Genomic DNA, 20,034 nt, shown 5'->3' with positions numbered 1-20,034 from the left:
TGAATTTCCGGTATTCTAATTGTAACGCATCTATGTGCCTTTTTGATTATACTTGCAGAGTTAATTAATATAAGGAAAAATCTTACCGGACTTTCTCATTTTTCGCGTTTGCCTTATAAAGAAAAAGAAGTAACTTTTTAATTCACATCCATAAGTTTCACATTACAAACTGGCTGAATAGGTAGAGTAAAACATATTATTGAAAGTTAAATGCAACCAACACTTACATTTAGTTCAATACTGTTCTTTGTTTAATGAATATTAGGCAAGTGAAACACCACATGCTTTATTTTTCTTAAATAGTGTGGTATAATAATTCTGAACATTGGAGGTGATAGATATGTTCGATAGATTTTCTGAAAGATCCGCCAAAGTTTTTGTTACTGCTCAAGAAGAGGCGAAAGACCTTGGACATTCATATGTTGGTACAGAACACCTTTTGCTCGCAATATTAAAACTCAATGATAAACCATTATCTACAATTTTGGAAAGATACGGTTTGACATATGCGCGGGTGAAGAACGAGGTAATATCTATAGTCGGTCTTGGAATGCGCGGTTTCATTATGTCACCACAGATGACTCCGAGAGCAAGAAAAGTAACAGAAATCGCTTTTGAAGAAGCGCGAATGATGGGAAGCGAAAAGATAGATCCCGAACATTTGTTGCTCGGTATATTACGAGAAGGTGAAGGTATAGCAATCCATATTTTGAAAAAATTAAATGTAAACATTCAGGCGCTAAGAAAAGAGATCGCAGATAACATCTCCGAGGAAGATTTCTTCGAAGAAGCTCAGCCACTGCCTTCATACGAAGAGCAGCCATCCTCGCCAGCCGTGAGGCAACTTGAAGGCTTTGGTGTAGACCTGACAGCGCAAGCACTCCGAGGAGAGCTTGACCCGGTTATCGGTCGCGAAAATGAAATAGAAAGATTAATGCAGATATTGGTGAGGAGAAAGAAGAATAATCCAGTTCTCATCGGAGAACCTGGTGTAGGTAAGAGCGCAATTGTTGAAGGGCTCGCACAGAAAATTGTCTCTGGTGAAGTACCTGAACCACTTAAGGGTAAGACTATTTTTTCTCTCGATGTTGCAGCCATAGTAGCAGGCACGAAGTATCGTGGAGAATTCGAAAAGAGGATGAAGAAATTACTCCAAGTAGTAAAAGGAAATAAAGACATAATACTCTTCATAGACGAACTCCACATGATAGTTGGAGCAGGTTCGGCTGAAGGAGCCGTAGATGCGGCAAATATATTGAAACCCGCGCTCGCACGTGGCGAACTTCACTGTATTGGCGCAACGACACCAGATGAATACAGAAAATACATAGAAAAAGATGCGGCACTTGAAAGAAGGTTCCAGAAGATATACGTCCAAGAACCAACGCCACAGATGGCGCTTGAAATCTTAAAAGGTTTGAAGGCAAAATATGAAAGTCATCACAAAGTCAAGTACACAGATAAATCCTTAGAAGCTGCGGTTTATCTCTCCCAGCGTTACATAACTGATCATTTCTTGCCAGACAAAGCAATCGACGTGATAGATGAGGCCGGAGCGAGAACGAGGCTTAAATTGTTTGTAATGCCAAGTGAATTGCAACTATTAAAGCTACAAATAGAATCTGTAAGAAATGAAAAAGAAGAAGCTGTTGCCAAGCAAGACTACGAACGAGCTGCCGAATTAAAACAGAAAGAACAAGAGCTAAGAGAAAAATTCAATGATATGTACAATGACTGGCGCAAAGAGATAGATTCTACAATTGCCACTGTTGATGTTCCAGAAATCGAAGAAGTAGTTGCAGGATGGACAGGCATTCCTTTAAAGAAACTCGAAGAGACAGAAAGAGAAAAATTATTGAAACTCGAATCCGCACTTCACGAGAGGGTTGTAGGTCAAGAAGAAGCGATAAATGCGATAGCAAGGGCTATTAGACGTGCTCGAAGTGGTTTAAAAGATCCAAGAAGACCAGTTGGAGTTTTCTTGTTCTTAGGTCCAACTGGTGTTGGAAAGACAGAGCTTGCAAAGACGTTAGCTGAATACCTGTTTGGTGACGAGAAAGCGCTTGTCAGATTTGACATGAGCGAGTATATGGAAAAATTCTCTGTCTCAAGGCTTATTGGTGCACCTCCGGGATATGTTGGATACGAAGAAGGTGGAACACTAACTGAAAAAGTAAGAAGAAGACCATTCTCTGTGATACTGTTCGATGAAATTGAAAAGGCACACCCCGATGTGTTCAACTTGTTGTTGCAGATAATGGACGACGGAAGGTTAACAGATTCACAGGGTCACGTTGTAGATTTTAGGAACACTATAATAATCATGACAAGCAATATAGGTGGTAGCGACATCGTTGCCACAAGAAAGAGCCTCGGATTTGTAGAGGGAGAAACACGAGAAAGAGAATTCAGCGAAATGAAAGACAAGGTTTTAGATGAAGTTAAACGGGTATTCAAACCGGAATTCATTAACAGAGTCGATGAAATAATAGTTTTCCACAAGCTTACAAAAGAGCATATAGAACAAATCATAGACATACTTTTGAGAGATATACGTTCAAGACTTTCCGAAAGGCATATCACTCTCGTGCTTTCACCGGAAGCGAAAGAATTTCTTGTCAACGTTGGGTACGATAATGTCTACGGCGCAAGACCACTTAAGCGAGCCATTCAAAAATACATCGAAGACCCACTCTCTGAAGAACTGCTGAAAGGTGAAGTTGAAGATAGCTCAGAAGTTTACGTTGTTCAAGAAGGAGAGAAGCTTGGTTTTGTTATAAACAAAAAAGCTGAGATGCAGACAGTTAATTAAGAAAAAACTGAGAAAGGACTTACCACTATGGCGAAGGGGAAAACTATATACGTATGTGATAAGTGCGGTTACGAATCTCCAAAGTGGTTTGGTAAGTGTCCAGTATGCGGTGAATGGAATACCGCTAAAGAATTTCAGATGAAAGATGTTTCTCTTAGTTCAAAATCTATACGAGCAGATAGTGCGGGGATGTTTCAGGCTCATCCTCGCTTTTTTGATATAAAGAGTGCGATAGAATTAACTAATGAAAAAAGAATCAAGACAAACATACCCGCTTTGGATCAACTTCTAAACGGCGGTTTTGTACACGGGCAGGTTCTTTTATTGGGTGGAGAGCCTGGGGTTGGAAAGAGTACCTTGGCACTCCAGATTTGCAATTCAATATCCTCAGTCAATGATGAAAAGCACGTGTACTATATTTCAGGTGAAGAAAGTGTTTCGCAGATAGGAAACAGAGCTAAACGCTTGAATATAAAGAATAATAACATATTAATTACATCGGAAACACAAATAGAAGACGTGCTAAATAACATCGATGTGGACAAAACAAAACTCATAATTGTTGATTCCATCCAGACTTTGAGCAGTGCTGATATTGACTCACCAGTAGGTGGAGTTGTTCAGATTAAGGCCGTCGTTGAAAAAGTGAGGATTTTTAGCAAGAAGAACGGAATACCGGCAATTTTGATCGCACACGTGACTAAAGAAGGTTTGATCGCTGGTCCAAAACTTGTTGAGCATGTTGTGGATACTGTTGTTTACTTTGAAGGTGAGAGGACAACCGATTATAGGATACTCAGAGTTCAGAAAAACAGATACGGTCCAAGCGGCGAGATTGCAGTCTTCCAGATGACGCAAGAAGGTTTGAGTAGCCTTTCCGAAGACAAGCTTTTAACGTATTCAGACACCGCTGGAAACGTGTTTACAGGAGTTTTTGAAGGCAGTAGACCTTTGAATGTTCAGATTCAAGCGTTAGTTTCGAGAGTCAAAATGGCTTCAGGACGGAGAATTTCCCACGGTGTAGACGTGAGGAAAGTGATTATAATATCAGCCGTGCTTGCTAAGCACCTGAACTTGCCGCTTGACTTCCACGATATATATTTGAATGTCTCTGGTGGTTTAAATATTACAGATCCAGGTTGCGAATTGGCTATTGCAGGTGCGATTCTTTCCTCTTTCTTAGATTCATATATCGGAAATACATTCATGGTTGGAGAGATAGGACTCGATGGCAGTGTTAGAGCGGCAGTGAACGTTACAAAAAGGATAGATAATGCAAAAAATCTTAGGCTTGATAAGATTATAATTCCTGAGAACGTTAAATACACCCCAAAAGATTCGAAAATGGAAGTTATATCTATAAGGAACATCAAAGAACTCTTTAAAGTGATAGCGAAATCAGAATAAACAAAGTGAGGTGTGGAGTATGCCTAAGAAAGTAAAGATATTGGTTGACAGTACGTCAGATTTTCCAAAAGAGATGCTCAAGGAATGGGATGTCGACATTGTACCTCTCTACGTAAACTGGCCAGATGGCTCAACGGAAAAAGATGATACGAGAGAATTCGAAAATCTGAAGAAATTTTACGAAAAACTCAAAAATGCTCAGGAATTGCCGAAGAGTTCGCAACCCAGTATCGAGGACTGGAGAATGAAATATGAGGAACTAAAGTCGCAGGGTTACGAGGGGATATTAGTAATAACAATTTCAAGTGCAATGTCAGGAACATTTAATTCTGCTACCCTTGCGGCGCATGAAGTTGATATTCCCGTCAAGGTTGTCGACTCCAAAATGGCATCTACTGCAATCTCCCCAATGGCTCGCTATGCCAGAGAGCTTCTTAATTTGGAAGCGGAACTCGATGATGTCGCACAAGAACTTGAAAAGAAGATAAAAGCTAAAGGTTTCGGTGCGTTCTTCTACGTTCAAGATTTTAACTTCTTGGTAAAAGGCGGAAGAGTAAGCAAATTTGCAGGATTTGTTGGTTCACTGCTCAAAATCAGAGTTGGGATATATATAAACGAAGAAGGAAATATGGTTCCATTCACTAAGGCCAGAGGTTTCAAAGCTATCGTGGATGAGCTACTTAAAAAAGCAGAATCAGAAGGTTTCACACCTGGCAGTACGGTCGATTTGTACATGGTTAGTTGCGACAACATGGAGGAACTGAAAGAGATAGAACAGATTCTAAAAGGTGTGTATAAAGTCAAGAATGTTTACTATACTCCGACCGGAAAAGTCATTTCAATGCACGTTGGACCAGGACAAGCAGGCTTTGGTATTGAGAAGTATTGATGTTTAGTTCCAAAGGGGGCAAAAGGATGTCAGAAAGTCAATTCAACACACTTGAAGAATTCAAAAAATTTAGAGAAAGAATGAATAAGGAAATACTCGACAGAGGTACGCTCAACACAAAGCGATTCTGGAATTTAGATGGTGCTGTGTATCAGAACGGAGCATTGGAACCAAAAGTAAAAGAACTCATGGGATTGGTCGCCTCAATGGTTCTGAGATGTGATGACTGCATCACTTACCATATGATTAGATGCGCAGAGCTTGGTGCGACAGATGAGGAATTCTTTGAAACATTCGATATAGCACTGATTGTAGGTGGCTCGATAGTTATTCCTCATCTCAGGCGTGCGGTAAACACATTACTAGAAATTCGGAGGTTGCAATCGAGTGGCGAAGGTATTTCTATTTGACGGTACTGGATTGCTTTATAGGGCATACTTTGCAATTGATCAATCTTTGTCAACAACAACAGGGCTACCAACTGGTGCCCTCTTTGGTGTTGCAAGGATGCTTTTGAAATTTCTGAAGGAAAATGTTTCGGTAGGTAAGGATTACTGCGCTTTTGTTATTGATGTCAAAGGTGGAAGTACGTATAGAAAGGAACTCTATCAGCAGTACAAAGCGCATAGACCAGAAACACCTGAACCTTTATTAAAACAAATTGATTTTGCTGAAGAGTTAGTTCAAAGTTTTGGGGTAAAAGTTCTGAAATATCCAGGTTACGAAGCGGATGATGTAATAGCTACATTTGTAAAAATCTTCGAAAGAAACAAAGATTTTCTGAATATAGAAGAAATAAACATAGTTACTAGCGATAAAGACATGCTGCAACTTATTAAAGATAATACTTACGTATGGCGTATAGAAAAAGGCGTAACGGATATTAAGAAATACACAGATAAAGAAGTATACGAAAAATACGGTATTTATCCAAATCAGATAGCAGATTATCTCGCACTTGTTGGAGATGCCTCAGATAACATTCCGGGAGTTCCGGGAATAGGTGAAAAGACCGCTGCAAGGATTTTGCAAGAATTTGGTAGTGTTGAAAACGCTCTCAACAACCTCGATAAGCTTCCAGAGAAAGTAAGAGAACGCATACAAAGCAGTCTTGAAGATTTTGAACTGAGCAGAAAACTGGTTGAGCTGAATTCAAATGTAGAAATAAATATAGAACTAAAAAATCTTGTATTTGAGGGATATAAACCTGAGGTACTTTTGGAAACACTCAAAAAATTTGAGTTTTCCAGTATTATTAAAGAATTACAACTTTCATCGAGTTTGACGGACAAGTCTCAATACAATGTCGTGCGAAATGAAAAGGAACTTGAAAAACTACTTAGTGAAATTGAGAAAGCAAAAAAGATATCTTTAGATTTGGAAACCACATCTTTAGATCCACATACGGGAAAGATTGTTGGTATATCGATCGCTATCGATGAAGGCATCGCTTATTACATACCTTTGTCGCATATTGGTGGTCCGAATATCCAGTATGAGAAAGCCAAACACTTCCTTGAGATAGTTTTAAATTTAAAAAACTTTGGTGGGCATAATATAAAATTCGACATCAAATTCCTCAAGAAGATGGGCGTAGAGTTTCCTTACCCATCTTTTGACACGATGCTCGAAGCATACCTTCTAAATCCCAACGAGAAAAGATTCAATCTCGATGACCTCGCTCTCAAGCTTTTAGGGCACAAGATGATAAGCTACGAGGAAGTTGTCCAATCTTCCGTTCCACTCTTTGCAGGTGACTTTTCTTATGTCCCCGTTGAAGCAGCTGCAAAGTACTCTTGTGAAGATGCCGACATGTCATTGAGAATACACAACAAGCTTTACCCGCTTATCTATTCTTACGAATTAACAGAGTTGTACGAAAAGATAGAATTACCGATGGTAAAAGTTCTTGCGGAACTTGAATTGAACGGCGTTTACTTCGATATTGGTTATCTAAATAACTTGTCAAATGAAATGGATAAGAAGCTCTCCAACCTTTCTCAAAAGATATTTGAATTAGCTGGTGAGGTCTTCAATCTAAATTCACCTAAGCAGGTTGGATATATACTATTCGAGAAACTCAACCTACCTGCTGTAAAGTCAACAAGCACTGGTGCTTACTCAACAGATGTCGAAGTACTTGAGAACCTTGCAGGTGATTATGAAATAGCGAAGCTACTACTCGAGTATCGAAAAATCCAGAAACTCAAGAGTACATATGTTGATGCGATTCCATCCATGGTTAACAAGTACACTGGCAGGGTGCACGCATCATTCAATCAAACTGGTACGGCAACGGGACGGTTGAGTAGCTCGGATCCAAATCTCCAAAACCTGCCGGGAAGAACTGACGAAGGTAAGGAAATAAGGATGGCGGTAAGGCCACAAAAAGAAGGCTGGTGGCTCTTGGGGGCCGATTATTCCCAAATTGAATTGCGCGTGCTTGCACACATAAGCGAGGATCCGGAGTTGATAAGAGCGTTTAGAGAAGACAAAGATATCCACTTAGAAAGTGCGAAGAAGATTTTCAATGTTAGTGAGGAATTCGTTACAGACAGTATGAGGCGCGTTGGGAAGATGATCAACTTTGCCATAGTGTACGGCGTATCACCTTATGGCTTGGCAAAAAGGCTTGGAATGGATGTAAAAGAGACAAGAAAAGTAATAGAGGCATATCTCGAAACATATAAGAACGTACAGGAATATATAGCAACGACAAAAGAATTTGCGAGGAAGAACGGATATGTAAAAACTTTATTTGGAAGACGCCGGGAGATACCACAGATCAATTCAAAGGATCAAAATATCCGGGCAGAAGGTGAAAGAATCGCGATAAACACACCGATACAAGGAACAGCAGCAGATATAATGAAGATAGCGATGATTAATATATACGAAAGAATGAAAAAAGAAAATTTGAAGAGCTTGATGATATTACAAGTACACGACGAACTTGTTTTTGAAGTTCCTGAAGACGAGGTTGAGATAATGAAAGAAATTGTGAAATTTGAGATGGAAAACGCTGTTAAGCTCAGAGTGCCTCTAACCGTGGACATTTACGTAGATAAATACATGATTTAGAAGAGCACCACTGAAAAAAGTGGTGCTTTTAATATATTAAGATACTTCCAAAAAACAGCAGAACCGCAGCTATGACTCTGACTCCTATCTTTTCTTTTAAGAAAACCTTTGCAAAGAACATCGTGACAAAGACTGACAACATCGAAAGTGGCTCAGCTACACTCACGCCGAAGTAGTTGAAGGCTTTGAGAAGCGCAACGTAAGAATATGCATTACATATTCCACCGAGGATTAAGTATAACCATTTTTCTCTTACGAGATTGAAATACTCTACTGGTTTATTCTTTCTAACGAGACCGTAAAGTAGTATGTAGAGACTTATAATCAAATATATCCCAACAGAATACCCTATCGGTGAGACATCTATCGTTATCTTCCTGTCGATTATCCTTCCAACTGCCATCAAGCTCGATGCCAATATCATAGCAACCGCACCCTTGCTTTTGAAAATATTCTTGTAAGAGATCGCTATATTATCTCCCTTTTTTAGATAACTAACACCATAAATCATAAGCAGTGCACCTATAAGTCTTTTCAAACTAAATTGTTCTCCAAGGAAGATAGCTGATAGAACAACTAAGAAAACAGCGTTGAGGTTGTACAGCGGTGCTATCACTGAAGCATCTTCATGACCTAACGCATATGTATATAGGGAAAATGAAACAGAATAAATAGTACCACTTATCAGAGAAAGCAACAAGATTTCTTTGGTAATGTAGTTGAAAAACGGGAACAATGAGAGAAACGAAAAGAAGAAAAAACCCCACGCCGCAACGAAAGTTGGAGAACCTCTCGAAATTCTGTTCCCAGCTATCCTTTCGTATCCGAGCAGTACAATTCTGATAGTCATCCAAAGAAGTCCGATCCCAGACTTCATCGTCCTTGGCTCTCGGAGACACGCAACTTTAGTCTTGTAATGAGAGAGCCTCTTCCCTCCTTTCAAATATGTTTTTGTCTTAGATAAGGGTGGGCATACACCCATCCTTTGCTGTAAACCTCCTTACGGAGTTAGGAGCTCATCGCCAATGTTAGATGGGCTTGTCGTGCCTACCGCACTGTTCCTACCCGCCAGAACTGTTTAACGATAGGCGACAGAGCATGGAACTTGAGCAGCATTCCATGGTGTCGTGACCCATCTAACGTAGCCTGATGGTCCTTTGGACCATAGCTGAGGCTAGTCAACGGGGGCTTCAAGCCCGCCACTTCAGTGGTGGGGCGTTGACCCTTTGATACACCCCCATTTTGATGTTATAATCATTTTAGCACGCACTTTATTGATTGAGAATATGAAAACGTCGGAGGTGGAAGAATTGAACGGTGATGCTACACATGTTTCTCTGCTGAAAATCTTCTCGATAAATGCGAAAATTGGTGGTGTTACCATCGGTGGTGGTTACGCTATGGTTCCTGTGATCAGGGATGAATACGTCAACAAGCACAAATTCATTTCTGACGATGAGTTTTCAGCATTACTTGTCATAGCCCAATCGATGCCAGGACCAATTGCAGTAAACACTTCAACGCTGGTTGGTTATAAGCTTCGGAAAATTCCAGGACTGTTAGCAGCCGTTGCCGGTGCTATCTTCTTTCCAACACTTATAATAATAACGATCGCCGTTGTTCTTGGAAAGTTTTACAACGTTCTGCAACCGTTTTTGAAAGGTATGAAGGTACCACTCTTTGCTGTAATATTTGTAAGCGTCTTAAAGATGTGGAAGACGAGTATAAAGAGCAAGGAAGACATTATTGTCTTTGCTGTAGCTCTTGCATTATTAAGCATTTTCAATTTTAGTCCATTCTATCTGATACTCCTTGGAATCTTGTACGGTATTGTTAGAACCTATATTGGTAGGAGAGTGAATGGAAAATGATTTGCATAAAACTCTTTACGACGTTCTTGCAAATAGGTGCAGTTAGTTTTGGTGGTGGATACAGTATACTGAAAACAATAATCCACTATGTCGTTGATACTAACAAATGGCTTTCTGTAGAAGAATTCAATGAGATTGTGGCTATTTCGCAATCGACGCCAGGACCAATTGGAATAAACGCTGCGACGTTTGTGGGATATAAAATGGGAGGAATTTTCGGTTCTTTAGTGGCTACGCTTTCTGTCATATTGGTTCCCGTTATCTCCACTTTGACACTTTATTTATTTTACAGAAGGCATTCTCAAAATACTGTAGTTCAGTTTGTTATATCCAAACTAAAACCCATAGTCTTGGCAATGATAGCATCCGCTGCTTTGAGTTTCTTGAGCTCCTCATTTGGTTCAGTAACATCTTTTATTATTACGCTTCTGGCAATTTTTATCTTACTTTATACAAAAATAGACGTTGTGCTCTTGTTACTCATCTCGGGAACGTTCGGATACATTTTCTTTCGATAAAATACAAAAGTATGATAGAATTCTAATGTGAGACAAAACAGGTATTCTTCGACTCAGGAGGTGAAAGTATGGCAACGAAGGAAGGAATTGAAAACATAACGCTTTACGACGACGGCGTTCACAAGTTCATATTTCTGGCTTGGGAAGAAATGGAAGAGGAAGGTATAGTCCAGACGAACCAATATTTAATAATTGATGGCAACGAAGCGATGCTCTTAGATCCAGGTGGTGCCCATGTCTTTCCAAGAGTCCTTGCGAACGTATCGGAGATTATTGAGCCGAGCAAAATCAAGTACATCTTCTTTACCCATCAAGACCCGGACGTGACATCTGGAATAACACTATGGCTTTCGATAGCGGAAAACGCAAAGATTTATATATCAGCACTTTGGACAAGATTCTTACCTCACTTCGGGATCTATGACCAGCGTAGAGTTGTTGCTCTTCCAGACAAAGGTGACAAGCTTCGCCTCCAATCAGGTACGGAACTTGAATTCATACCAGCGCACTACTTACATTCAACAGGGAATTTTACATTGTATGACCCGAGAGCAAAGATTCTGTTCTCTGGTGATTTGGGTGTTGCAGTTTTCCCAAAAGGGCAGAGGTATGTATTTGTAGATAACTTCAATGAGCATGTAAAGCTTATGGAGTTGTTCCACAGAAGATATATTACTTCGAGCGTTGCCCTAAGAAAATGGCTCAGCATAGTAGAAAGAAAAGACATAGAAATAGTAGCACCTCAGCACGGTGCAATATTTAGAGGCGAAAATGTAAAGAAACTTTTTGATTGGTTTAGAAACTTAAAGTGCGGAATCGACATCATTGATGAGATATACGGTAGGTGATACAAATGCCAAACATGAATAAAGATACTGTCGAAAAGATGTCTTCCGCATTTTTTGCTGAAAACCTCATGACATCATTTATGGCTCAATTAGATGAGGCACTAATATCTCGCGTAAAGGGTGTGCAGGAAAACATAAAAGATTTAGAGTTGGTTTTCAGAAATATGCAAAAAAGACTGGTAGAGCTTTCTGGACAATTTGAAGAAGAGAGTAAGAATATTGTTAACAGCATAGAATATTCCCAAACTGTCAATAAGAACATCACTAATGAGCTAAGAAAATCTGGTGCGGATATTACAAAGATAAACGAAATAGTTATGAACTCAGTAAAGAACACATCAAGTACCTTAGAAATGTTTTCAAAGGTTGAGAATATGGTTTCTGAAATCACAAAGATTGCAAAACAGACTAACTTACTGGCTCTGAATGCTTCCATTGAGGCAGCAAGAGCAGGTGAATTCGGTCGCGGATTTGCCGTTGTAGCTTCCGAAGTACAAAAATTGGCAGGCGAATCTAACAGGGTCGCTAAGGATATCAACGAACTTGTTAAAGAGCTTTCGGAGTCAGTCTCTGAAGCACTTGAAAGCATAAAGCTCGTTGGAGATATATTCAAAGCAGTACAGACCTCGATGGAACAATTGATGGGATTCATGCAGCAAAATTCTGCTTTGTTATCCCACGTTTCAGAATTACTATTACAAACAAAGAGCGAGCTTGTACAAGAAACTGGGAATTTCAATTCTGCAGTAGAAGTGATGAACAAAGCATCTGAAAAATTTGAAACTCTCTCAAGAGTCATATCTTCAATAGTCAAAGCTCAGACAAAACTCAAGGATTTGCAGCTGTGAATTAGAAAGCGCATATGCTATCTCCCTATTTGGAGGTATCCATGATGGAAAATCCCATAAATGAAATAGTAGAGAAAAAAAGGCTCTGCAAAGGTGTGTACGAATTCTGGATCAACAACGAATTCGTAGCCAAACACGCAAAACCCGGACAATTTGTAATTGTTCGAAATACAGAAAAAGGTGAGCGTATACCATTAACCATAGCAGATGTCAGTGGGAAGCAGTTCAGGATAGTTGTAAAAGCCATAGGTAAATCTACTCTTGAATTGTGTATGAAAAATAAAGGTGATGTACTGCACGATGTAGTTGGTCCTCTGGGCAAGCCAAGTGAGATAAAGTACTATGGAAATACTTTAATCATCGGCGGTGGTATTGGTATAGCTGCAATTTTCCCAATAGCTAAGGCTTTGAAAAGTTTTAATAACAGAGTAAATGTAATAATAGGTGCGAAGACAGTAGATGAACTAATCCTAAAGGATGAATTTACCTTCGCAGATGACTTAACAACTTGCACGGACGATGGAAGTTATGGCAAAAAAGGAAGCGTTGTAGATGTTATGAAAGACAAGCTTAGAAGTGAGAAATTCGACGTTATTTGGGCGATAGGACCTGCAGTTATGATGAAATATGCAAGTTTGGTAGCAAAGGAATTTGATACACCTGTGTGGGTATCACTTAATTCGATTATGATAGATGGCACAGGAATGTGCGGAGGCTGCAGGACGGTTATAAAGAAAGACGGAGAAAGTGAAATACAGTACGTTTGTGTCGATGGACCCGAATTTGATGGCCGATATGTGGATTGGGAAAGTTTTATCAAAAGACTCAGTCAGTATAGAGAACAAGAAACATTGGCTTTGGAAAGTTTCATTAAGCAGGTTGGTGATATCTCGTGGCTGTAAAAGACAGAATAGAAGTCAGGGAATTAGAACCAGAAGAAAGGCACCACACTTTTTCAGAAGTATCTTTGGGTTACACATACGAGATGGCACAGGAAGAGGCGAAAAGGTGCTTACAGTGTAAAGTACCAACTTGTATATCAGGTTGCCCAGTTGGCATAGATATACCGGGTTTCATAAGAGAAATCGTTAAAGGTAATTTAGATAGATCTTTTAAAATACTAAAATCATATAATTACCTCCCTGCTATCTGCGGAAGGGTTTGCCCACAAGAAATACAGTGTGAGGGGGTTTGTGTTCTCAACAAAATTGGAAAACCTATAAATATCGGTGCGCTCGAAAGATTTGTTGCAGACTGGGCAAGAGAGAATAATGTGAACAATTTGACCGACGAAGAGTCTTCTAACACATCAAACGCACAAAAAGATTACGTAGATAAGAAGGTTGCTGTCATAGGCTCTGGTCCTGCTGGTCTTACGGTAGCCTCAGAACTTGGAAAGCTTGGAATCAGTGTTGATATATACGAAGCGCTACATGAATTTGGAGGGGTTCTCGTATATGGAATACCTGAGTTCAGGTTGCCAAAAAAGATTGTTGGCAAAGAGATTTCACATTTAGAGGCTCTTGGAGTAAATTTTATAAAGAACATACCAGTAGGTTACGCAATCTCGCCAAAGGAATTACTTGAAAAATACGATGCACTCTTTGTAGGCGTCGGTGCGGGTACTCCGAAATTCATGGGAATTCCAGGAAGCGAGCTGAATGGAGTCTACTCTGCCAACGAATTCCTGACTCGAGTAAACCTCATGCGCGCATACAAGTTTCCTGAATACGATACACCTATCAGGATTGGAAAAAGAGTTGTCGTTGTCGGGGGAGGTAACACTGCGATGGATGCTGCACGCAGCGCTTTAAGGTTGGGGGCACATGTAACGGTAGTGTACCGGAGAACCGAATCGGAGATGCCGGCTCGTAAAGCCGAAATAGCGCATGCCAAAGAAGAGGGCATTGAGTTCATGTACTTATCAACACCGGTTACATACATAGGTGACGCGCATGGGAATTTAGTCGCAATTGAATGTGTAAGGATGCAACTGAGCGAGCCGGATGAAAGCGGGAGAAGAAAACCGGTTATCATTCCGAACAGCAATTTCGTTATCGAAGCTGATACAGTTATAGAAGCTATCGGAACTGAGGCGAATAAATTCCTCCTAAACCAATTTCCGGATTTGAAAACTAACAAGTACGGATACATTGTAACAAATGAAATGGGGCAGACGAGCATACCAAAGGTCTTTGCGGGAGGAGATATCGTAACAGGTTCTGCGACTGTAATCTTAGCCATGGGGGCAGGTAAGACGGCTACAAGAGGTATTGCCGAATTTCTTAAAAGTTGATGATGAACACGAGTAAGGGGGTATGGGGATAGGTTATGGTCTACACGGAAATACTATATGCAATGCTTGTACTGATGTTATTATTGACAATAATAGCCACTACAATCCCCGCTCAGCGAGAAACACTAAACGAATCAATTAGACAAGAAAAAGCTCAAATCATTGCAGAAAACATGTTCTGGGAAACAGTGGACGCTACGTATTTACAAAACTTGCCGGATAACAAATTCATCTTGACGTATTACATCGACGTAGACGGGCATAGATACAAAGTTGATATTAAAGCCATAAAGTTCGATAGGCCAGAAAAATAAAAACATAAAAACAAAGTGGGGCGCACGCCCCATTTTTCCTTGGATATATCAACCTTTCAATCCGCTTCCAACGAGTGATTTGACAAACAAATCTTGGAGTAAGAAGAATAACAGAAGTGTTGGTGCCAAAGCAATAATTGTCGCTGCCATAATTATTCCCCAGTTATTTGAAGACTCAGCATTGATTATCATATTTATCGCCACTTGCACAGTCTTCATGTCATCACGCATTGCCACAATCATAGGCCACAAATACATGTTCCAAGCGTATGTAAAATTAATTATAGCCGCCCCCCCTATAACTGGGCGAGAAAGCGGAAGAACTATCTTTGTAAGATATTGCATAGCACTTGCCCCGTCTATCCTCGCGGCATCTTCGAAATCTCTTGGAATAGTCTTAAAGTGTTGTTGGAACAAAAACACATTCGTTGCACTTGCGATGAATGGTACAATCATCGCTTGGTATGTGTTAACCCATCCAAGTTTGCTAACGACTTGGAACAGAGGGATAATTAACAATATTTCCGCTGGGATATATAAAGTTGAAAATATCAAACCAAACGTTAACGAATCACCCTTGAATTTGAAATTTGCGTACGCATAACCTGCAAGGATACCAGTGAAAAGCTTCCCAAGTGTTATTAAAGACGCTACTACAAAGCTGTTCCACATCATCCTTCCAAAAGGCACTATTTTAAAAGCTTGTATGTAATTTTCTATGTTGAACCCACGTGGCAAAATCTTAGGCGGGTAAGCAAAAACGAATTCTGAAGATTGAATACTCATAGTCAACGCTAAGAATATAGGTGCAAACATGATTATTGAAAATATTATCAGGGCTATCTCTACAAAAACGGTATTTACAATCTTTCGAGTACTCTTCTTCATAACTCCCACCGCCTTTTACTGATAATGAACGCTCTTACGTCCAACTTTAAAGTATATTAGAGTGACTATGATCATTATGGCAAACAATATGACGCTTTCCGCAGCTGCCGGTCCTGTTTTTGAGAATCTAAAATCGTCAAGGTAGATCCTGTAAATGATGTTCGTTGTATAATCACCGGGACCACCGCGTGTCATAACATCGATAATAGCAAACGACTGGAACATAGCGCTTATTATACTCATAATCACAAGGTAATATGTAATAGGTGAAAGTAAGGGAAAATACAACCTCCACATTCTTGTCCAAGTAGTTGCACCATCGAGCTTAGTTGCTTCAACAAGCTCATCAGGAATACTTTGCAAACCTGCAATGTAGAATATTATGTTAAATGGCAATGTTTTCCAAATTGCAGCAATTATTACAGCGTATGCAGCGTATGGTGCGGTAACTAACCAGTTCACTTGTATTCCGAATAACCTTGTCATAATATAGTTAACGTGCCCAACAACTGGGTTCAGTAAAAATCCCCAGAGCGCTCCTGCCACGGCTGTTGAGACAGCATAAGGAGCGAATATCAAAGTCCTGAATAACCTAACGCCGGGAACTCTTTGATTAAGCAGCAACGCCACAAAAAATGCTATAAAAATAGAGACAATTACCGTAATTATTGTGAAGACAATCGTAAAAGTGAATGATTTAACGAACTTCTCGTCTGAAAATAATTCTATATAATTCTCTAATCCAACAAACATCTTCCTATTGCCAAAGACAGACACTTTAAAAAAACTTAGATAAAATGAATTTATTGCTGGATAATATATAAAGAGTGAAATTATGATAAATGTTGGAAGTATAAAGATGTAAGGTAACAACTTTCTCACTTCTAGCACCCTCCTGAACATAAGAATTCAAAAAAGGCTGGCTGCAACGCCAGCCCTTCTTTTTGATTGAATCCATTAAAAGTATTGTTTTATAGCTTTATTTGCTTCTCTTTCTGCTTCCTCCAAAGCTTGCTTTGGCGTTAGCTGTCCATTTAGCATTTTCTCAACGGCATTATCGATCGCTGACCTTATTTCTGGGAAAGCACCAACAACCGCACCCATTGTTGCGTATGAAGGAATTGTATCTAACAACTGTTTAATGGCGATATAGTGGAGTGGATTTTCCTTGTAGTAGCCTTCTTTCTCAAGCTTTTCTTTCGCATCAAGTCTTACTGGGAAGTACCCAGTTCCCTTATGCCATGCGATTTGTGGATCAACATCGGCAAGATACTTAATCAATTTCCATGCCGCATCTATCTCGGCTTGGTTCTTCTGCTTAATTAGCCACAGGCTTCCTCCACCTATTATAACACCAGCTCGCTGTACTCCGTCTGGTATAGGAATGTAAGCCGCACCAATTTCGAAGCCTTGCTTCGCCGCTTCTGAAACAAGCAATGCAACATCTGATGTTGACGTAATTATCATTCCGACCGTTTGAGATATGAAGAGCTGTCTTGCAGCTGTCCAGTCCCCTTTCTTTGTGTTAATCATTAAACCTTCTTTTGTCAATGTGTTCCAAAATTCCATAATCTTCAAGCCAGCTTCGTTATTGAAGACTACCTTTGTTGGGTTGCCTGTTCTTCCGTTGTTGTTGTCAACAAGCAACTTATTTTGCTCTGCCATCCATTGTTCAAAGAACCATGCATAAAGTGGCCATGTGATACCAGTTCTTACTATGTTTCCCTTGTCGTCTTTCTTTAACAATTTCTTCGAGTAGGAAATCACTTCGCTGAAAGTTCTTGGTGGTTTCTCTGGATCAAGTCCTGCTTGTTTGAACATGGTCTTGTTGTAGAAGAGCAACGGTGTTGAGCTGTTCCAAGGCATAGAATAAAGCTTTCCGCCAATGCTGTAGTATTTAACCACCTGAGGTAAGAGCTTACCTTTATCAAATGATGGATCCTTTTTAATCATATCTTCAACTGGAACTATAACTCCACTATCGATCATCTTCTTCGTACTGATTTCGTTCAGTTGGACAACATGTGGTGGAGTACCTGCTTGTAGTGATGCAACTGTCTTTGCCAATATTTCCTCATAACTCCCAACATACTGCACTTCAACCTTGATTCCTGGGTTTGCCTTCATAAAATCGTTTACCATACCCTGAATCAAGTCAATTCTCCAACCGCCCATTGCGTGCCAGAACTGAATCTTGACTTCTGCAAAGCCCAAAGCAACAACGAATACTAAAAACAGTATAAAAAGTTTCTTCATACACCACACCTCCCATGATTTGTTTGATAAAATCCCCAAAAGAGGGACAACGTTATTATTATACTATCAAATGTTAAAAATAATTTAAGAAAAAAGCGCAAGCTTTCCTGAAGATTTGCACAAAAAAGGAAGCTTGCGCGTCATTTTATACATTAAAGAACTATAAGTATGATATTTAAACCATTGCAGATTTCACTTGTTGATATCCTTCACAGATTCCCTCTCGATAATCTTTGCTGGCAAAATTATATTTCTTGGCAAACGCACTTTCTTATCCACTATTCTCTCTATTAACAACTGTGCAGCAGTAGTCCCCATTTCCCAACGGGGTTGCATAACAGTTGTCAACCTTGGATTTGTGTACTGTGCAAATGGAGCATCATCAAATCCTATTATAGATACATCTTCTGGCACTCTAATTCCGTTATCCTTTAAAGCATCTATCGCACCGATAGCTGTCCAGTCATTAACAGCGAAGATAGCTGTGAAGTTTAGCCCATGTTCTTTCAGGTGCTGAACAACACTAACCCATCCGTGCTCGGAGTTATAGCCTCTATGTGTTCCATAAAAAATCTCAATCTCTTCATCCCTGACTTTATCAATGAATTTTCTAATACCTTTTTCCCTATCGACAGCTGCTGGTGATTGTTGTGGACCGGGTATAAAAAGAATCTTCTTGTGCCCGTGCTCATAAAGATACTTGATCGCTTGATAGCCACCACTTACATTGTCCACGTTCACAGTATCGAAATCGATCTCGTCGACCTGGAAATCAACAACAACCATTGGGATACCGCCTCTCTTGAAGCGCTCTATCAATTTGTAACTTCCAAAAAGTTCTCCCAAGATAACTCCATCGACCTTACGCCTGAAGTACTGATCAAGGATGTGCTGTTCGATGTCGACCTCCCATTTCGGAAGGGCAAGCATTATATCGAAACCTTTTGTGTACGCATATTCCTCGATTGCCATGACAATGTCACTGTAATGATAACCTCTTATGTCAGGTATAAGTATTCCAATAGTTTTAAACAGATCAGAAGAGGCTGTTCTGAAAGAAATCGTCGGTCTATAATTTAGTTTCTTTATAGCATTGAGCACTTTCCTACGGGTCTCTTCAGATACATTCTCGTTGCCGTTCAGAACCCTTGAGACCGTTGCTATGGAAACGTTTGCCATTTTTGCAACATCTCTAATATTTGCCATCGTACCACCTCGATGCAAATCTGTTTATCTTATTCATTGCTTTGTAGTTCATATACTCTTACATAATCTACATACATCTTTGCAGGAAACTTTGTTTCATTTGTTGGATATCCAGGCCAGTATCCGCCAACAGCCATATTCAGTATTATAAAGAATTCATTATCGAAGACCCATACCTTTCCTCTTGACTCCACCGCGGATTTTGTGACAATGTGGTAAACGGTATCATCGACGTACCAAACAATCTTTTCTTCATCCCACATTACCCCAAATACGTGGAAATCACTTGTAAAATCAGGCTTTGGTGGCTCTAACCTGATTTTGCCACCTATAGCGCTATTTCCGTGATACCCAGGTCCATGCAGCGTACCGTAGGCTGTCCACTTGTCGTGTCCAAGAAATTCGACTATATCGATTTCTCCACACATGGGCCATCCGACATACCTTATATTAGTCCCGAGCATCCAAAACGCTGGCCACAGACCCTTTCCGTAAGGGAATTTTATACGCGCCTCAATCTTTCCGTACTGCACTGAGAAATTACCTTCTGTCTTCATACGTGTTGAAGTGTAATTGAACGTCTTACTACCTTCTTTCACTGTCTCGTTTCTTGCTTCAATAACGAGCATGCCATTCTCTATCCAGGCATTCTTTCCTTCAGTATAGTACTGCCACTCACCGTTTCCCCAGCCGTTGTTGTTTCCAATCTCGAATCTCCATTTTGAAGTATCGATTTTAGGACCGCTGAACTCATCGGACCAAACAAGTTTCCATCTGCTGTCTTTTATCATAGGCTCAAA

18 protein-coding genes are annotated in these 20,034 nt (G+C 40.0%); 12 read left to right on the top strand and 6 right to left on the bottom strand.

Translation table 11 applies throughout. The annotated features are described in order from the left end of the window. Positions 1–340 precede the first annotated feature (340 nt). Genes BUA11_RS02325 through polA form a run of 5 tightly spaced genes read left to right on the top strand, consistent with a single transcriptional unit; the run spans position 341 to position 8,189 of the window. On the top strand, positions 341–2,812 hold the full coding sequence (locus tag BUA11_RS02325; RefSeq protein WP_072757959.1) for an ATP-dependent Clp protease ATP-binding subunit: 2,472 nt from the start codon (positions 341–343) through the stop codon (positions 2,810–2,812). A 27-nt stretch (positions 2,813–2,839) separates the two neighbouring features. Next, on the top strand, positions 2,840–4,219 hold the full coding sequence (gene radA, locus BUA11_RS02320; RefSeq protein ID WP_072757956.1) for a DNA repair protein RadA: 1,380 nt from the start codon (positions 2,840–2,842) through the stop codon (positions 4,217–4,219). A 19-nt stretch (positions 4,220–4,238) separates the two neighbouring features. Then, complete coding sequence (locus BUA11_RS02315) at positions 4,239–5,108, top strand: DegV family protein (protein ID WP_072757954.1); 870 nt, start codon at positions 4,239–4,241, stop codon at positions 5,106–5,108. Between the two features lie 26 nt (positions 5,109–5,134). Further along, complete coding sequence (locus BUA11_RS02310; protein WP_072757953.1) at positions 5,135–5,518, top strand: carboxymuconolactone decarboxylase family protein; 384 nt, start codon at positions 5,135–5,137, stop codon at positions 5,516–5,518. Further along, on the top strand, positions 5,496–8,189 hold the full coding sequence (polA, locus tag BUA11_RS02305; RefSeq protein WP_072757951.1) for a DNA polymerase I: 2,694 nt from the start codon (positions 5,496–5,498) through the stop codon (positions 8,187–8,189). The genes BUA11_RS02310 and polA overlap by 23 nt, the downstream gene beginning before the upstream one ends. Positions 8,190–8,217: 28 nt before the next feature. On the opposite strand, the gene BUA11_RS02300 is transcribed toward polA, so the two are convergent. Then, the gene (locus tag BUA11_RS02300; protein ID WP_072758288.1) at positions 8,218–9,066 is read right to left on the bottom strand and encodes a DMT family transporter; all 849 of its coding nucleotides are present in this window, start codon (positions 9,064–9,066) and stop codon (positions 8,218–8,220) included. Positions 9,067–9,499: 433 nt separating this feature from the next. Here BUA11_RS02300 and BUA11_RS02295 point away from each other — a divergent pair, with 433 nt between their 5' ends. The 7 genes from BUA11_RS02295 (at position 9,500) to BUA11_RS02265 (ending at position 14,884) form a co-directional block, all read left to right on the top strand. Beyond that, positions 9,500–10,060: a chromate transporter gene (locus tag BUA11_RS02295; RefSeq protein ID WP_245789458.1), complete on the top strand. Its 561-nt coding sequence runs from the start codon at positions 9,500–9,502 to the stop codon at positions 10,058–10,060. Continuing rightward, the gene (locus BUA11_RS02290) at positions 10,057–10,578 is read left to right on the top strand and encodes a chromate transporter (protein ID WP_072757949.1); all 522 of its coding nucleotides are present in this window, start codon (positions 10,057–10,059) and stop codon (positions 10,576–10,578) included. The genes BUA11_RS02295 and BUA11_RS02290 overlap by 4 nt, the downstream gene beginning before the upstream one ends. A 68-nt stretch (positions 10,579–10,646) precedes the next feature. Beyond that, entirely contained in the window at positions 10,647–11,426 is a 780-nt protein-coding gene (locus tag BUA11_RS02285) for an oxygen-binding di-iron domain-containing protein (protein ID WP_072757947.1), read from the top strand. A gap of 5 nt (positions 11,427–11,431) precedes the next feature. After that, complete coding sequence (locus BUA11_RS02280) at positions 11,432–12,274, top strand: methyl-accepting chemotaxis protein (RefSeq protein ID WP_072757945.1); 843 nt, start codon at positions 11,432–11,434, stop codon at positions 12,272–12,274. A 41-nt stretch (positions 12,275–12,315) separates the two neighbouring features. Then, entirely contained in the window at positions 12,316–13,176 is an 861-nt protein-coding gene (locus BUA11_RS02275) for a sulfide/dihydroorotate dehydrogenase-like FAD/NAD-binding protein (protein ID WP_072757943.1), read from the top strand. Then, positions 13,167–14,570 (top strand): NADPH-dependent glutamate synthase, encoded by a 1,404-nt coding sequence (gene gltA, locus BUA11_RS02270; RefSeq protein ID WP_072757941.1) that lies wholly within the window; start codon positions 13,167–13,169, stop codon positions 14,568–14,570. The genes BUA11_RS02275 and gltA overlap by 10 nt, the downstream gene beginning before the upstream one ends. Positions 14,571–14,605: 35 nt before the next feature. Further along, the gene (locus BUA11_RS02265; RefSeq protein WP_072757939.1) at positions 14,606–14,884 is read left to right on the top strand and encodes a hypothetical protein; all 279 of its coding nucleotides are present in this window, start codon (positions 14,606–14,608) and stop codon (positions 14,882–14,884) included. A gap of 48 nt (positions 14,885–14,932) precedes the next feature. Here BUA11_RS02265 and BUA11_RS02260 read toward each other — a convergent pair whose 3' ends face one another. The 5 genes from BUA11_RS02260 to BUA11_RS02240 all read right to left on the bottom strand — a co-directional run bounded on the left by BUA11_RS02260 (position 14,933) and on the right by BUA11_RS02240 (position 20,025). Continuing rightward, positions 14,933–15,772 carry a carbohydrate ABC transporter permease gene (locus tag BUA11_RS02260; RefSeq protein ID WP_072757937.1) on the bottom strand — a complete coding sequence of 280 codons (840 nt, stop codon included), beginning with the start codon at positions 15,770–15,772 and terminating at the stop codon, positions 14,933–14,935. Positions 15,773–15,787: 15 nt separating this feature from the next. Continuing rightward, positions 15,788–16,654 (bottom strand): carbohydrate ABC transporter permease, encoded by an 867-nt coding sequence (locus BUA11_RS02255; RefSeq protein WP_072757935.1) that lies wholly within the window; start codon positions 16,652–16,654, stop codon positions 15,788–15,790. A 75-nt stretch (positions 16,655–16,729) separates the two neighbouring features. Further along, entirely contained in the window at positions 16,730–18,028 is a 1,299-nt protein-coding gene (locus BUA11_RS02250; protein ID WP_072757934.1) for an ABC transporter substrate-binding protein, read from the bottom strand. 192 nt (positions 18,029–18,220) lie between these two features. Then, on the bottom strand, positions 18,221–19,234 hold the full coding sequence (locus BUA11_RS02245; RefSeq protein ID WP_072757932.1) for a LacI family DNA-binding transcriptional regulator: 1,014 nt from the start codon (positions 19,232–19,234) through the stop codon (positions 18,221–18,223). A gap of 29 nt (positions 19,235–19,263) precedes the next feature. After that, on the bottom strand, positions 19,264–20,025 hold the full coding sequence (locus BUA11_RS02240) for a glycoside hydrolase family 16 protein (protein WP_245789457.1): 762 nt from the start codon (positions 20,023–20,025) through the stop codon (positions 19,264–19,266). Between the last annotated feature and the right edge of the window lie 9 nt (positions 20,026–20,034).

The organism is Fervidobacterium gondwanense DSM 13020 (assembly GCF_900143265.1).
Classification (GTDB): Bacteria; Thermotogota; Thermotogae; order Thermotogales; family Fervidobacteriaceae; genus Fervidobacterium; species Fervidobacterium gondwanense.
This window is presented reverse-complemented; position numbering and strand designations above follow the sequence as displayed.